Annotated in this window: 8 protein-coding genes and 1 pseudogene; 5 read left to right on the top strand and 4 right to left on the bottom strand. The window is 44.9% G+C overall.

Annotated features, from left to right (window positions below):
* Positions 1-57 precede the first annotated feature (57 nt).
* Positions 58-780, top strand: a complete 723-nt coding sequence (locus A3EU_RS0115560) for a T9SS type A sorting domain-containing protein (RefSeq protein WP_020537113.1) — start codon at positions 58-60, stop codon at positions 778-780.
* A 198-nt stretch (positions 781-978) separates the two neighbouring features.
* Positions 979-1,482 carry a hypothetical protein gene (locus A3EU_RS0115555; protein WP_020537112.1) on the top strand — a complete coding sequence of 168 codons (504 nt, stop codon included), beginning with the start codon at positions 979-981 and terminating at the stop codon, positions 1,480-1,482.
* A gap of 234 nt (positions 1,483-1,716) precedes the next feature.
* Here the strand turns inward: A3EU_RS0115555 and A3EU_RS0115550 are convergent, their stop codons facing one another.
* From A3EU_RS0115550 to ilvC, 3 genes and pseudogenes are all read right to left on the bottom strand, one after another.
* The gene (locus A3EU_RS0115550; protein ID WP_020537111.1) at positions 1,717-2,445 is read right to left on the bottom strand and encodes a head GIN domain-containing protein; all 729 of its coding nucleotides are present in this window, start codon (positions 2,443-2,445) and stop codon (positions 1,717-1,719) included.
* A gap of 305 nt (positions 2,446-2,750) precedes the next feature.
* Positions 2,751-4,022: a threonine ammonia-lyase gene (gene ilvA, locus A3EU_RS0115545; protein WP_020537110.1), complete on the bottom strand. Its 1,272-nt coding sequence runs from the start codon at positions 4,020-4,022 to the stop codon at positions 2,751-2,753.
* Positions 4,023-4,485: 463 nt separating this feature from the next.
* A pseudogene (gene ilvC / locus A3EU_RS0115540) lies at positions 4,486-5,469 on the bottom strand (ketol-acid reductoisomerase); the annotation flags it as partial.
* A gap of 17 nt (positions 5,470-5,486) precedes the next feature.
* On the opposite strand from ilvC, the gene A3EU_RS35540 reads away from it, so the two are divergent.
* Entirely contained in the window at positions 5,487-5,561 is a 75-nt protein-coding gene (locus A3EU_RS35540; protein WP_425412696.1) for a hypothetical protein, read from the top strand.
* Between the two features lie 294 nt (positions 5,562-5,855).
* Here A3EU_RS35540 and A3EU_RS0115535 read toward each other — a convergent pair whose 3' ends face one another.
* Positions 5,856-12,284 carry a T9SS type A sorting domain-containing protein gene (locus tag A3EU_RS0115535; RefSeq protein ID WP_020537108.1) on the bottom strand — a complete coding sequence of 2,143 codons (6,429 nt, stop codon included), beginning with the start codon at positions 12,282-12,284 and terminating at the stop codon, positions 5,856-5,858.
* Between the two features lie 561 nt (positions 12,285-12,845).
* Between A3EU_RS0115535 and A3EU_RS32925 the strand changes: the two genes are divergently transcribed.
* Together A3EU_RS32925 and A3EU_RS0115525 are read left to right on the top strand one after the other, a co-directional pair.
* Positions 12,846-15,485 carry a choice-of-anchor L domain-containing protein gene (locus A3EU_RS32925; protein WP_020537107.1) on the top strand — a complete coding sequence of 880 codons (2,640 nt, stop codon included), beginning with the start codon at positions 12,846-12,848 and terminating at the stop codon, positions 15,483-15,485.
* Positions 15,486-15,533: 48 nt separating this feature from the next.
* Positions 15,534-16,448 carry a hypothetical protein gene (locus A3EU_RS0115525; protein WP_020537106.1) on the top strand — a complete coding sequence of 305 codons (915 nt, stop codon included), beginning with the start codon at positions 15,534-15,536 and terminating at the stop codon, positions 16,446-16,448.
* Positions 16,449-16,485 lie beyond the last annotated feature (37 nt).

Here is a 16,485-nt window from a genome sequence, read left to right as displayed (position 1 = left end):
CCTATTAAAACGTAAGAATTGTATTATAATTCACTCTTCACTTATTAAATATTTACAATGAAGAATCTTTACGTTTTAGCACTTACATTATTCACTTGTGGAGCATTATCTGCTCAATCAACTGGTATTACTGGTTGTAATGATCCCAATGGTGGCATCCAGGTTATTTTTGATGAAGCTTTGGGTTGCAATGTTGGAGCACTTGCTGGTATGTCGGCAGTAGGTTTTCACTCGGGTATGAATGGCTTTATGAGCGTAGTTGACTGGAATGCTTCGGGTGCTGCGCAAGGGATCAATGACGGTTCTGATGACTTTGTGGTTTATATTGCAGATGTAGATGCCTACTATGGTCAAGCTTCAGGAACGGTTACTCAGATTGATTGTGTTTTCAATCAGGGGCCAAGTGATCCAGATAACCCTTGGAACGCTGAAGGAAAAAGAAACGACAATGGAAATTGTGCGGACTTTACCCTGATGCTATCAGAGATTACTGAAACTTGTGCAATTACAGCCTCTACCAGAAACTTGTTATTGGAGTTAGATTTCCAGGTTTTAGGTAATCCTTTTACAGACAAGGCCGTTGTGAATTTTGCTAATGACAATGGCGACACTTACACCGTTCAGTTGAATGATGCGATGGGACGTACGCTTCGTACCTATGCTGGGGTTAATACCAATCAGTTTACATTAGAGCGTAACAACCTAAGCAGTGGTTTTTATTTCCTGACTTTTGTTAATGAAGCTGGGAAATTTGCTACTCTTAAATTGTTTGCACTATAGTATTGTCTAAAAGGAATATTTTGAGACTTGATTGAAAGTCTAGCGAATATCTCCAAGAGAATGGCTTTGGCTGCACTTATTCCCTTTAGGGGTAATGTAGCTAAAGCCATTTGCCGTTTTTTCACTTACTTTGTCGGTCCGCTTTTGGGCATTAGTTTCAGCGGTTGTGTCAAATAACCTCTGAGTAAGTTTTTTTGTATGAAATACCTTCTTTTTTTTCTAGGGCTGGGCCTTTTATTTGTCGCTTGCCAACAGGATAATACGAACAGTACCTCTACTCCTGATGAAGTAGATTTAAAGACTGCATTACGTGGAACGTGGCAAACCTTTCAGATCAATGTTGCTGTGAATACTGCTGATGGGAAAGATACTTTCCGGACGGAATCCCTCACGCAGGAAGTTTGGGAGCAAGGATATGGAATGGAGCCGCCTATTTACTACTTTCAAGCCGACCAAAAATTCCGATTGGTTCACCGTAGTGTGAAAGGAGAAATTATCGACCAACGTCGCGGAATGTGGAATACCTTTGGTGATACCTTGGTCTTGATAGAACCGGAAAATACGGTTCAGTATATAGTAAGAATTGGAGAAGGTAGAGCAACCTTCCGTAATTTTCGCGATTGGGATGGTGATGGAGCTGAAGACGATGAATATCAGGGTTTACAACGCCAAATTAGTATCAGTACTGACGAGGGAGAGTAGTTGGTGTGAGTTCAATAACAGGAGTCACCCCTGGTTTTGATTATTGTCAAAATCCGGGATGACTAATCAGAAAACTTATAACTTAAAATGAAACCCCATGATTTCTATTAGTGAAATCATGGGGTTTTGTACAAATAGTCAGATAAATCACTCTTTTTAGATGCTTAATGACTAGTTCTAAGTTAAAGTCAGGCTGGATTTTGGCCTTATCCAAAGTTCGGGATGACGTATGTTTTATCTGCCACTTATTGATTGCAAATCGCCTGACCCTGAGACCCTTGATTGTACATTAGGGCTGCCTTTGTAGTAGACATCACCGGAACCAGATACGCGTACATTAAGGTTTTTGGTAGCGTGGACTTTTGCACCACCGGAGCCGGAAATCCGTACTTCACAGTTGCCACTTACCAATTCTTTAGCATCAATATCACCGGAGCCTGAGATCGAAATGTTCAAATTCTCTGTGCTCCCGTCTAGCTCAATGTCCCCGGAACCACTAATGGCGGCCTCAATGCTATTGGCTGTTGTTTTAAAGCGTAAATCACCAGATCCAGAGATGCCTACTTCGACGGCATCATTTCCGGTAAAGGTGTTTTCTGTATAGATATCACCGGAGCCAGAAAGTTTAACATAGGTCATTCTAGGTACCGTGATGTAAATTTTGATGGGGGCATGGTCATCAATGTTTTCTTCTGTCTTTATTTTCCAAATGCTGCCATCAACATTTGTTTCGATCAAGTCAATAATATTTTGTTGAGCCGAAATTCTTACGGACTGAGTACTGCCTTGAGTCAGGTATACATCGGCATTGATGCTGAGACGGATGCCAGAAAACTGATCGAGCTGTAAGTCTTTTTCGACACGAGGGCCGGAACCATCAACGCCACCATTCCACCACTTCTGGGCTTGGGTATTTGGCAAGAAAAATAATACAAACAAGGGAAGCATTAGGAGGTATTTCATACGGTGTATTTTTATGAAGCTATCTAAAGTATTCTGCTGTAAGTGAGCGTAAAGGCTTGAGGCTACGGGACTCAAAATAGCTGAAGTCCAGAAGCCTCAATGCTTTGCGCGTAAGTAAGCGAGAATACTTTAGATAGCTTCTATTTGAATAGAATCATCCTAAAGACTTTACCGATGATAAAAGGTTGCAGGGATGTGAGAGTTCTACTATAGTGATGCAGGGGAGAGCTTGCACCAAAAGACTGGTTAACTGGTTAATATGATTTTTGATCTTTATCTTATAATATCAAGGCCGCCGGAAAGTATCAAATCAACAACTCAAAAAGCATTTTACTATCGTTTAACGATTGATAGTCAATTTGATATTTATCCATCCGCTGGACTAATTTTTCGTAATCCCCTCGTTCTTTTACCTGAAGACCAACCAATGCTGGGCCGGTACCGCGATTGTGCTTTTTGGTATACTCAAAGTGAGTGATATCGTCGTTAGCACCCAATACTTGAGTGAGAAAATCCTTGAGCGCGCCTGCGCGTTGTGGAAACCTGATAACGAAGTAATGTTTGAGCCCTTCGTAGAGCAAGGCTCTTTCTTTGATCTCCTCGGTACGGGTAATGTCGTTATTACCTCCACTGATGATACAAACAACATTTTTACCCTTGATTTTATGTGCATACTGATCGAGTGCGGTCAGCGTCAGTGCGCCAGCGGGTTCTACCACAAGGCCCTCTTCATTGTAGAGCTGCAAAATCATACTACAAACCTTACCCTCGTCTACCAGTACGAGGTCATCGAGAACCGCTTGGGCGATCCGGAAAGTGTTTTCTCCAACTTGACGGACAGCCGCACCATCCACAAAACTATCAATTTGTTCCAGGTTGACGACCTTGCCTGCTTTGAGGCTTTCGTACATTGCAGGAGCCCCCGCAGGCTCTACGCCAATAATTTTGGTCCTGGGGCTGATCTGTTTGACGTAACTGCCAATACCTGCAGATAATCCACCTCCTCCCACTGGAACAAAAATATAGTCAATTGGCCCGTTGGCGCTATCCAAAATTTCTACGCCCACAGTACCTTGCCCGGCAATGGTGCCAGGGTCGTTGAAGGGATGAACAACCCCCCTGCCTTCTACTTCTGCACACTGCATAGCTTCTGCGTAAGCATCATCATAGGTGTCGCCCGTGAGTACCACTTCGACAAAGCTTTTGCCAAAAAGTTTTACTTTATTTACCTTCTGTTTAGGGGTTACGATGGGCATGAATATTTTGCCATGAACCTGCATTTTCTGACAAGCAAAGGCAACACCCTGCGCATGATTACCGGCACTGGCACAGACCACACCGTTTTTCAGTTGCTCCTCCGTCATGGTGGCCATATTATTGTAGGCCCCCCTGATTTTGTAGGAACGCACGACTTGCAAATCTTCTCTTTTCAAGAGGAGGTTACACTCGAAAAGTTCCGAAAAGCGGTAGTTGGGGAGCATTGGCGTAATGTCGGCAATGCCTTTCAGGCGAACTTTGGCTTGATAGATTTGCTCAACACTGATTAGCGGCGAAGTGGGGGTAATGGGCTTAGCCATTGTTGGATGTTTCGAGTACTTAGTAATCAGACCAACTGGTCTGTTGAGAAGAAAGGGGAACTTGTTTTCCGTTACCTTTTAAGAGCATGTTTGGGACTTGTTCCTGCTGCGAATTAAGACTTTACGAACCTGACTTCGCTGCGAAATACTCATTTAGCCCGCTAAACTCGAATTTTGCAGCTTCGCCAGAACCGTAATTCCTTGATTCTCGCTACGAAACCGTCCAAAACAAGCTCTAAAAAAAAACTTACACTCCGTAGGGAGTCACGGAGCGTAAGTTCTGGAAAATATCGCGGATTGATTAATAATCGCTTGTAAAAGCGCTTTTAGTATTGGTCAAAAATTAAGTTCCCTCTTTCAATTTCGGTTTTTAGCTTGAATAAACTCATCCCGACTTTTAGTACGGGATCGTTTATATCTTCACTAAAAACCGAAAGTCGGGAATTAATTATTCGACCGTTACTTAGTCAACCGCTTGCTCTTTAGCAGAAGGCTGATTTTCCGGGCGTAAACTACGCACGGTACGCCCTGCTTTCCACATTTCGCTATTGTGTAACTCTGAAAGCTCTGCATCCAATTTAACACGATAGTCAGACTGGCTATTAGAATCAATAGAGCGTTGAGCTTCGTTGCCGGAAGCTACACTGTCGTATAGATCGTTGAAGACAGGCAGTACTGCGTCACGGAATTTGTTTTTCCAATCTAGTGCACCACGCTGTGCGGTAGTAGAACAGTTGGCGTACATCCAGTCCATACCATTTTCTGCTACCAGCGGCATCAGACTTTGGGTAAGTTCTTCTACGGTTTCGTTGAAGGCTTCACTTGGAGAGTGACCTCGTTCCCGAAGTACAGAATACTGTGCTTCAAAGATACCCTGAATAGCGCCCATGAGACTTCCACGTTCGCCGGTAAGGTCGCTGTATACTTCCTTTTTGAAGGTGGTTTCAAATAAGTAACCCGAGCCAATGCCGATCCCCAAGGCAATAACGCGTTCTTTAGCTCTGCCGGTAGCATCCTGGTGGATAGCGTAGGAAGAGTTTAGGCCACGGCCTTCTACAAACATTCGGCGTAGGCTGGTTCCGCTACCTTTGGGAGCAACAAGGATAACGTCAACATCAGCTGGAGGAACAATGCCTGTACGGTCAAGGTAGGTAATACCAAAACCATGAGAGAAATACAAAGCTTTACCTGGGGTAAGATGCTTTTTGATAGTCTCCCACATCGTTATTTGAGCTGCATCAGAAAGCAAGTACTGAATAACGGTACCTTTTGCAGCAGCTTCCTCAATAGAGAAAAGTGTTTCGCCAGGTACGAAACCGTCAGCAATCGCTTTGTCCCATGATTTTGAAGGTTGACGCTGTCCAACGATAACATTGAAGCCATTGTCTCTCAGGTTAAGCGCCTGGCCTGGGCCTTGCACGCCGTATCCAATGATAGCAATGGTTTCGTCTTTTAATACTTCTTGTGCTTTTGCTAGTGGGAATTCTTCCCGAGTGGCGACATTCTCTTCGGTGCCACCAAAATTCAATTTTGCCATGATATGCGGATTTTTCTAAGTTACTTGATCAAGAGGGTGGCCTAAGCCTTTTACCCAATGGAAGCCAAAAATGGGCATTATTCTTTGCTCAGTACATTTTTAGAGGGCCTTCATTTAACCAAAACTACGATGGCTTTGAGCGTGTTTTTTTATTTAAATTATTGTTAATCAATTGTTTAGATTGGTGGGAGTTACGTAGAATACAGTTCGTTAAATAAAAAAATCCCGCATTCTATCACTAGGATAAAATGCGGGATTAGAAGTTTGCAGAAAGCAATTACTGCACAATCAAATGTTTATTCTTTGATAAAACGAGTAACGATTACTTGCTCGCCATCATACCAGCGCAAGAGGTACATACCTGCTTGTAGTTGGCTAATGTTTAGGCTGCGTTGATTAGTTCCCACAATTGGGTCAAGTGCTTGCTGGAACAACAGCATACCATTGAGGTCATAACAGCTTACCATCTGCTCGTCTGTTAGCAACGATGCTGGTACATTTACCTGGAGGTTGATCTGATCGCTGGCAGGGTTAGGATAGAGGTTAATTACCACTCGATCAACGTTTGGTAAACTAGCGTTGGTGTTTCCACCAGGAACTAAATTCTCTAACTCAATCCGCGTTACTGTAACGAAGTTGTCGGAGAGATCGAAACAATCATCCGTCAATGCTTCATCAGCGCTGTCGCCAATACTTGCGATAATATTACCAGTATAAGATAATCCCCATACCCGGCAAACACCGGCAGGAACGCCTTCGAAATCAATCATATCACTTTCAGATACTCCGAGGATCACGTTGCTCTCGTCGGTGATCACATAAGCATAAGGCGTCATTTCTATCCCTGTATTCACGAAAGTGACAACATCGGCCTGACCATCGTTAACGATCAGTTCTACGTCTATACTTCCTTCGTCAGTGCTAACCGTACCACCTTCTGGCGTTTGACGGATTAGCGTAATGTAGTTGTTAGAAATTGCCCAACAGTCAGTGGATAGTGCCGAAGTGGTGATATCTGCCATAAAGGTCGGATCAAATTCACCGGTGTACACAACACCATAGACGCGACAAATGCCCGGTGCTGAAGGATCAAAATCAATGATGTTGCTTTCGATATCTCCAAACAGGATATTGTTCTCATCGTCTGTGATGATGTAGCGGTAGTCGGGATCATCGGTATCGTTGTCAAGGATTACGATATCGGCCATTCCATCCTGAGGACAAACGTAGATAATGTCTTCACCACTCATGGTGCTTACATTTCCAGCATCCAGACTTTCTGTGCGTTCTACCGTGATGAAGTTTTCAGAAAGCTCAAAGCAGCTGCTTGCTAATTGAGCAACGGAAGCATCATCACCAGGTTCTACCAAGAGGTTGCCTGTGTAGGATACCGCCCATATACGGTAAAACCCAGGAGCAAAGTTATCGAGATTGACAATGCCATCTGTTGGTTCACTAACCTGAAGAACCATATTCATATCATCCGTTACGAGGTAGGCATAACCTACGTTGGCAGTACTGGTCGTAAATACTTGTGCACCAGGCATGAAGTTGCTATGGCAAAGGCGAAGGCTGTCTGCGCCACCTTCGAAGCTGATCATTCCTCCATCTGGATTGTCGATAAAGATATCAACGAAGCTGTTAGAAAGATCGTTACAGCCAGTGCTGATCTCTACATCTGTGATAACATTTCCAATGCTTAGATTGAGATCACCAGTATAAGAGACGCCCCACATCCGTAAAGCATCTAAACCAGCAGCTTCTTCGAAGTCGATGGTGTTACCACTTAGCACTTGTAACACGATATTCCCCTGTGTCGTCAGTACGTAAGAATAGGTAGCTTCGGTAGAGCTTCCACTATTAACGAAGTTGGTAATGTCAGCCACGCCATCAGGGCATACGTAAACTACGCTGGCACCAGCGTCGGTATAAATCTCACCGCCATCAACATACGTTTTGTCTACAAAGATGAAGTTGTTGGTGAGGTCATAACAACCACTGGCCAACTGGTCTTCAAAGATGTGTGCACCTGGAAGAACACTTAAGGCCCCTGTATAAGAAAGACCATAGATGCTCCAGTCACCAGGAGCAGCATTTTCAAAATCAAAAGTAGGGTCATTAAGAACGCCTACCAAGATGCTGTCTTCGTCTACAACGAGGTAAGTGTAAGCAGCTGCACTAGCACCGAATACGGTAGCACTAAAAGGATCAGGGATACCGTCGCCAATACAAAGAACAACTTCTTCTTCGCCTTCTTCAGTGAAAATCAAGCCAGCAGCTGGTGCTATATTGAAGATCGTAATGTAGTTGTCAGAAAGGTCGAAACAAGCTGTTGCCAATTGTGCTTCACCAGCATCCAGACCTATTTCTGCCAATAAATCTCCTGTGAAGACAAAGCCCCACATACGGTATTCTCCTTCAGGGAGAGCTTCGAAATCAACAGTGTTATCGCTGATAATATCTACGATGATGTTATCTGCATCAGTAAGTACATAGGCAAAGTTGCCAGATCCTGTGCCTTGATTGTTGAAAGTAAGTATGTCAGACTCTCCATCACCAGGGCAGGTATAGCGATCACCTGTGCCAGTGGTTGTTGAAACCGTGCCGGCATTAAGCTCTCCGCGAACAACAGTCACGAAATCATCACTGAGGTCAAAACAGTCGTTCGACAGTGTTATAGTCGCTGCATTTTCACCAACTTCTGCAAGCAAGGTGCCGGTGTAGGCAACTCCCCATACCCGACAAGTACCACTTGGTGCACCTTCAAAGTCGGCTTCGTTGGTATTGGTGAGAATATCGAGAATGTTGTTGTTGTCATCAGTAATAAGGAAAGCGTAATCCGTATTGCTGGCACCGCTGGCGGCAAAAGCATACAGGTCACTGATACCGTCATCTGTACATAGGTAGAGGGTTGTTTCTCCTTCTGTTGTACTAACGGTACCTCCTTCAGGAGTTTCCCGAATGATTGTTACATAGTTGTCGGTAGGATCATAACAGCGATTACTCAACACACTGGTTTGGATATCACCACCCATTAGGGCGAGCTGGCCGCTAAAGGCTACCCCCCATACACGAATTTCTGCAGGTACTGCGATTTCATTGAAATCAAATGGAGCACTGCCGATATTATTGAGGAGGTTGTTATTTACATCTGTAATGACGTAAGTGTAATTGGCTGTAGTAGAGCCTGTGTTCACAAACGATAAGATATCTGCAATGTCGTCATTAGGGCAGATGTTAATAGTGGTGTTGCCATCCAACAGGCTTATCATTCCACCATCTACGCGTTCGCGGATAATGGTCACGAAGTTGCTTGATAGCTCATAGCAGGCATCGGTCAGTTGTACTTCCGTAGCATTTTCGCCTACTTCAGCAATGATTTCGCCGGTATAAGAAAGGCCCCATACGTGGCATTCGCCAGGTGCCGCCTGGTCGAGGTCAACACTGTTTCCTGCAAGTACTGCAAGGATGTTGTTTTGGCTGTCCGTTACAATGTAAGCATAGCTTTCGTCGGTAGCGGTAGAGGTATTGTTGAAAATGAAGAAGTCAGGTTCACCATCATCGCCACAGGCAAAGGTGTTGGTCGTGCCATCTTCCAGGCTTACTGAGCCACCATCAACAAAAGTCCGAATGACTACAACAAAGTTGTCAGAAAGGTCATAACAGTCACTTGCCAAGTCAGTCGTTGCTGCATTGTCGCCAATGGCAGCAGTAAGGTCACCGAGGTAAGCTAGTCCCCAAATACGACAGATACCCGCTGGAGCATCTTCGAAGTCGATCAGTGGGCTGGTGCTGGTATTTAAGATGATATTGTTTTCATCCGTAATTACATAGATGTAATTGGTGCCAGCAGGAGCAGTCGTCTGTATATCCAAAACATCAGCTACACCATCAGAAACACACACAAAGGCAGTTGTTTCTCCATCGGCCAAGCGTAATTCGCCACCATCAGGACCACGAAGATCCACAAGGAGGAAGTTGTCGCTAAGGTCAAAGCAATCGTCAGAAATTTGGGTTCCTGCTTCAATAGTTGTTCCATTTTGCAACAAGAAGTTACCACTAAAGGCTACTGCCCAAACCCTTACAAAATCACCGTTATAACCTTCAAAGTCGGTACTTGGACCAGCAAGTATTTCTAAAACGGTATTATCTGTATCCGTGACCAAAAAGGCCTGGTTGTCATCACCGCTATAATCAGTAAGGAAGTTTAAGATGTCAATGGTGCCATCATCAGGGCAAATAGCTGCAACGGTGCTACCATCTTCAAACGTAATGTCTCCAACACTCACGGAACGGTTGATAATGTCGATGCTGTTGTCACTAAGGTCAAAACATACATCAGCCAAGGTTGCTCCCGTGAAAGCGTCACCAACGGAAATACTCAAGTTATCGAGATAAGAAAGTCCATATACTTCGTAGGTACCGAGGGGTAGTAAACTTAAATCAATGCCACTACCTTCTATTATAGCAGCAATGAGGTCGGTTTCAGTATCCACAACAAGGTACACATAAGCTAGATTGGGGTCAGCATCGGTAGCTACAATAGTAAGGGTAGCACCACTGCCAGCCATACATTCAATGTATTCGGTAGAACCGTCTTCCAGGCTGATACTTCCTCCGTCGGGGCCGTTGCGGTTAATCACAACAAACCCTTCTGTAAGGTCGAAACACTCATCGGAGAGTGCTTGGCCACCAAGGAGGTTGTCACCAGCATTGATGGTCAGGTTGCCGCTGTAAGCAACACCCCAGATGCGGCAAATGCCTGGTTCTCCTCCTTCAAAGTCAATGGCACCAAAGGGGTCGGTGCCCAGGATAACGTTATTCTCGTCTGTAATGACATAGATGAAGTTATCATCACCAGCGTAAGTTGTTGTAAAGTTCAGTAAATCCGGGTTACCGTCACCTACACAGATGGTGGCTTCTAAACTGCCATCCTCTAGACTAACATTGCCGGCATCTTGTACCCGTTTGATGAGGGTAAGGGTGTTTGATGACAAGTCGAAACAGTTTGCACCTATATCGGTAGGATCAAATACCGAACCTACAGTTCCAGCTGAGCCGCCAATGAAGGAAACACCATAAAGTGTATACTCACCTGTGGGGAAACTTGCTAAGTTTAAGCTACCCGTCGTTACGCCAGAAGCGAGTGATATGATGAGGTCAATGGTATTACCAGCATCATTAACCACTAGGAAGGCATAGTCTGAGTTGGGGTCATTGCCAGTTACACTAAATTCGATAACTCCCGTAGGCTCCATCGTAGAACAACTAACAAAGCTATCTGTACCGTCTGAATAAGTGATGTCTCCTCCGATAGGGCCATCACGGTTTACGAGCACAAAACCATTAGAAAGGTCAAAGCATTCATCTGAAAGCAGGGTAGGAGCATCAATGTTGATACCTTCTTCTACGAGTAGGTTTCCGCTGTAAGCGAGACCCCAAACGCGGCAAATGCCAGCTCCTGCACCTTCAAAGTTGATACTTGCGTCATCAGAGACACCCAGTACAACGTTATCTTCGTTGGTGATCACATAAGTGAAATTGTCACCACCGGCATAAGTAGAGGTAAAGTTTAGGAAATCATCCACACCATCACCTACACAAATGGTCACCTCGTTGGTGCCATCTTCGAGTAGGAGGTCACCTGCATCTTGAACCCGCTTGATGAAGCTTAGGTTGTTGTCAGAAAGGTCGGCACATTCGTCGCTGAGTTGATCAGGGTTGAATGCTGATCCTGGAGCAGGAGTAAGCGTGCCCGTATAGGCAACACCAAAGATACGGTACGAGCCAGCGGGGATCGCTGCCAAATCAATCTCAGTGGCAGTTGTAACACTTTGTACTAAACCTGTTTCTCCATCTACAATAACAAAGGCAAAATCAGTGGCAGGATCATGAGTACTCACAAGGCTAACGGTACCGGTGGGTTCGAGTACACTACAAGAAACGAAGGCTTCCGAACCATCGGCATAAGTCAAAGCCCCGGCATCAGGGAAGAGGCGAGTCACCTCAACATAGTTCATAGAGAGTTCAAAGCACGCACTAGCCAAGTCTGAGGTAAGAATATTCTCACCTACTTGTCCGGTATAGTCACCAACGTAAGCTAATCCCCAAACGTGGCAAACACCAATGGCTGCATCGGTGAAGTCGACTGTTCCATCAGGGGAAGTACCCAGGATGTTGTCGTCTTCATCGGTAATAACGTAAAGGTAAGGAGTGAATTCACTGGAAGAAGTGAAATCTACAACATTAGCTACCCCGTCATTGATACAAAGGGTGATAGCTGTTTCGCCAGCAGCAGTCATAACGTTTCCTCCCATCGGTGTGAGGTTGGAAATCGAGATAAAGTTGCCGCTTAAGCGATAACAGAAGCTACCCAGCGTTGCTTCCAGGTAGTTGTCGCCTACTTCGCCAAGGAATTGGCCGATATAGGAAACAGAAAAAACACGCAAATTACCGTCGGGCAGATCTTCGAAGTTGATGAAACTACTTGTGCTGGCATAGACAATAATGTCGTCTTCATTTACAACAATATAAGCATAAGGAGTGGCCAGTGGGCTGGAGCGAAAACGAATCAAATCGTCTAAGCCGTCACCTTGGCAAAGCTCCAGCGTAGTGTTATCATCCACTCGGATGGTTCCTTCTACACAGCTGGAAAACGCCTGACTGTAAGCGCTCACGCTTGACAGTAGTAAAAAGAGTGCTAAAAATGTTTTCAGGATCTTCATATACCTTCTGATTTCAGATTTTTTCCCAAAGGGGGACAGATGATGAGGGACTGCACAAAAATAAGTTGAGCCTTCGATTTTTAAAAGTGCCAGTGAAGACTCAATTTACTTTTTTGTACAATACTCCCCGCAAAATATTAAGAATATGGATATATGAGAAATATTTCTCTCATGATTTTTGCAAAGGTCGGTTCTTTAGGGGGAAGGGCAAGCAATTCCTCCTAGAAAGTCCTAATTTCCTTTTTTCGTATACTTGTTTTGGGTAATGTATGTTGCATATTTTTAAGAAATATTTATGTGTAAAGCGCATTGTTTTTGTCAAGTCTTTTACCTGATTTCGTTAAATCCTGGTTTCCCTTTACCGTTGTTTGGGAATTACTCATATCTTTAAGTCCTCTGTAATAGAAGCAACTATCAATCGTTCTTAGTCGTGGCGACTTTGGTTTCCCTTATTTCTTTTTTTACATATGGAGTTCACTCTTATGAGCTTGTTCTGGATGGCCTCAATTTATAAGGCTACCCTTAATAAATGCAGGCAGAGCGGACGGGTAGTAACTATTAATGGAAAAGTATTCTTGGTGGTGGGGCGTATTGATGTTGGTCTGTACACAAGTGCAGGCCCAGGAAGGAATCGTTACCCATAACGATTTTACAGCTCAAACGCTCGTCAAGGATATCTTCGCCAGTGGCGCTTGTGATAACATCGACCTTATAAGTACGATTGGCCACACCAATGGACTAGGATATTTTGAGAATGGCCTTGATGTAATCGGCCTTGACCGGGGGATTATCCTTTCTACTGGTCCTACCAATAACGCAGCTGGCCCCAATAATGAAACCGATAAAAGTGGAGACTTACCCGGAGACGGTAATGATGCTGACTTGTCAGGGCTTTCGACCGGGTTGGTCAGGGATGCGGTAGGTATTGAGTTTGACTTTGTGCCCCTGGATTCTATCGTTCGGTTTCGTTACGTTTTTGCTTCTGAGGAATACTGCGAATTTGTGGGCAGCAACTACAACGATGTTTTCGGCTTTTTTATCAGTGGCCCCGGAATTGACGGCGAATTTTCGGCTAATGCTGAAAATGTGGCACTGATTCCCGGTACTAATGATTTCGTATCCATCAATTCGGTCAACTTCAATCAGAACGAAGGTTTTTATATTCACAATGAACGGCCGGAAGATCAGTCAGAGTGCGGGCTCTCTAATATTGCTACACCTCATTTGGCGCAAATTCAATACGATGGTTTTACCACTGTTCTTACAGCTGAACTGAAGCTTCGTCCCTGCGAAAGCTATCATATCCGATTGGTGGTAGGAGATGTCGCTGATCCCTTTTTCGATTCTGCCGTTTTTCTGGAAGCGGGTAGCTTCAATTTGGGTGGCGAAATAGCAGTAACCGCTATCGGTGAAACAGCTGGCCCAGGACAGATTTTTGAAGGTTGTGAAGATGCTGCCTTTCGGTTTAGCCGCAGCGCAGATAGTCCTCTTGATCGCCCCTTGATGATCGATTATCAAATAAGCCCGGCTTCTACGGCGACTCCCGGCCTTGATTACGAATCCTTTTCCGGTTCTATTACCATCCCGGAAGGCGATCTCTATGCCGATTTGCCTGTAAACAGTTTGCCTGACATGGAGATGGAGGATGAAGAATTGATTCGCTTGGTTTTAGATATTCCTTGCGCATGTTATGCAGACTCTGCGGACTTGGTTATTGTGCCTGCGCCCGAGCTTTCGCTAATACTGCCGGATGCTTATACTTGTCCGGGAGAGGCAACGATCATGACTGCTACACCCAGTGGAGGCGTAGCACCCTACGAATATCAATGGATGGGTGGTGGTAATACCAATACGCAGCAAGTACCCGGCGTAGATGGCGCAACCCATTCGGTAAGCATTACTGATGCCTGCCACCAAGAAACGAGTAGTACCGCCAGCGTGTTTTTAACTACTCCGCCGAGTGCGTTCCTTTCTGGCGAAGCACAGATATGTGAAGGTGACACGGCGTGGTTACCGCTACAGTTGGAAGGTGTCGCTCCATATAATATAGGTTATCAATACAATGGCGAAGAGGTCTGGCAATTGCTGGAAGCTGCGAGTGCTTTGCCGCTTACGCTGCCGGGAGTCTACCAGTTAATAGGTGTCCAAGATGCGGCCTGTTGGGGAACAGCTGAAGGATTTGCTGAGGTGGAAGTCTGGAATTTGGATGCAGCAGCGACGGTGGTGCCGGTAAATTGTGCCAATGGTAGCGATGGTGCCATCCAGTTGGAAATGACTGCTGGTACTGCGCCTTTTGATTTCCATTGGTTTCATGATGAAAGTGCAACGGACCAGTTGACCAACCTATCGGTAGCTGTTTACGAATTAGAAGTGACAGATGCCCGTGGGTGTAGCCGTTTATTTAGCTATGAAGTTACGGCGCCGCCAACCTTACTTGCGCCAGAGGTAGATTGCGAACAACTCTTTGCGGGTTATTTAGACGCTTATGCCGCAGGAGGAGTGGCCCCTTATGAATACCAGCTTGACGACGGTGTGTGGCAAAGCGACGACACCTGGCTAAATGGTCTATGGCCGGGAGAAAACCATACTTTGACCATCAAGGATGCCAACGGTTGTGAACTCGAAACCGAATGGATCATGCCCGCCGTTTATCCTGACGGTATGGCCAGCCTCGATAACCCGATCAAGCTGCCATTGGGGATCACTGCGCCAGTAGTGTGGGAGCTTTACGTTCCCGAAAACCTGCTTGCCAGCATTGATTGGCAACCTGCCGAGCAACTGTCTTGCACCGATTGTCTCGATCCAGAGATAACCGCCCGCCAGTCGGGCATTGTGGAACTCTACTTGAAAGATGTTTTTGGCTGTGAGCAACAACTTCAAGCCGAACTCATCGTCGAAGACCGCGTGGATGTTTTCTTACCGAATGTTTTTTCCCCAAATGGCGACGATTACAACGATCAATGGTTCCTCTTTGGTAACCCTCTTCAAGTCGAACGTATCGAAGAATTACTGATCTTCGACCGCTGGGGCAACATGGTTTTCCAGGCTATAGATTGGCCCATCAACAGCGAGCGCCACGGCTGGGACGGTACCTTCCGTGGGCAAGCCCTTGATCCTGGGGTGTACGCCTACAGCATTCGCTTCCGCCTCGTCAATGGGGAGCGCAGAACTTTGGGTGGAGATGTTTTGTTGTTGCGGTAGGATTTTGTCAAGTATTCAAAACCAATAACCAATAACAGTACTTTGGAAATGAAGATTAATTTCAAATTGGGGTTATACCTCCCAGTAATGTTACTTGCGTTTAGTCAACTATTGAATGCACAAGGAAACACAGAATCAGACACCATCCCTTTTGAATTAACCAGCCATAATAATCTATCGATCAAAGCGGTGTTGAATGAAAAGGATACCGTCGATTTAATGTTTCACACCGCCGCAGGTTCCGTAACGCTAACAAGCGAAGCAATAAGTACGATTACGAGTATCAATTGGGACAGTGAAGAAGAGGTCAGCAGCTGGGGAGGGGATGCTACTGCAAGGTATAGCGCAAGCAACACTTTAGCAATCAGGAGTTTGAAGTGGGATAGTATCGCCATCTGGGAAACAAAAGAATCAGGGCCAGGAACAGGCGGTAAATTTGGGCCTAATTTATTTGACGGTAATGTGATTGAAATTGATTTTGAACAGCGTGTTATTATTCTCCACGATACCCTTCCGGAGAAAGCAGTAGCGTTTAATAAAGTCCCTGTTTTTTATGAAGACGGGTTTATGTTTATCCAAGGAACCAGCACAATTGGTGGAAAGGATTACCCCAACCGGTTTCTCATCCATTCAGGCTATGGTGGGGCGATTTTATATGATGATAAATTTACTGCAGAGAGCAATATCGGCGCACATGTAGAAATTTTAGAGGAAAAAGAATTGAAAGACTCTTACGGTAACGTACTGAAAATCAAAAAAGGTAAGTTACCTAAATTTATAATCGGAGAAGTCCCTTTTGAAGATATCCCCGTAGGCTTTTTTGAAGGCACAATAGGCCGACAACAAATGAGTGTAATGGGAGGAGATTTGCTAAAGCGATTTAATCTAATTATTGATGCCAAGCGGGAATACCTATACATTATGCCTAATTCTTTGATGGAGCAGGCTTATTCGAAGAGGTGAAGGTAAGTAGATGCATCTCACCTTAAAATAGAATGAT

Source organism: Lewinella cohaerens DSM 23179 (assembly GCF_000379805.1).
Lineage (GTDB): Bacteria > Bacteroidota > Bacteroidia > Chitinophagales > Saprospiraceae > Lewinella > Lewinella cohaerens.
Note: the sequence above shows the minus strand (reverse complement) of the source record. Positions and strands in the feature narration are given on the sequence as shown.

Excerpts from the sequence above, each read along its gene's own strand:
- A3EU_RS0115560 (WP_020537113.1), top strand. The coding sequence starts at position 58 with ATGAAGAATCTTTACGTTTTAGCACTTACATTATTCACTTGTGGAGCA.
- A3EU_RS0115555 (WP_020537112.1), top strand. The coding sequence starts at position 979 with ATGAAATACCTTCTTTTTTTTCTAGGGCTGGGCCTTTTATTTGTCGCT.
- A3EU_RS0115550 (WP_020537111.1), bottom strand. The coding sequence starts at position 2,445 with ATGAAATACCTCCTAATGCTTCCCTTGTTTGTATTATTTTTCTTGCCA.
- ilvA (WP_020537110.1), bottom strand. The coding sequence starts at position 4,022 with ATGGCTAAGCCCATTACCCCCACTTCGCCGCTAATCAGTGTTGAGCAA.
- A3EU_RS0115535 (WP_020537108.1), bottom strand. The coding sequence starts at position 12,284 with ATGAAGATCCTGAAAACATTTTTAGCACTCTTTTTACTACTGTCAAGC.
- A3EU_RS32925 (WP_020537107.1), top strand. The coding sequence starts at position 12,846 with ATGGAAAAGTATTCTTGGTGGTGGGGCGTATTGATGTTGGTCTGTACA.
- A3EU_RS0115525 (WP_020537106.1), top strand. The coding sequence starts at position 15,534 with ATGAAGATTAATTTCAAATTGGGGTTATACCTCCCAGTAATGTTACTT.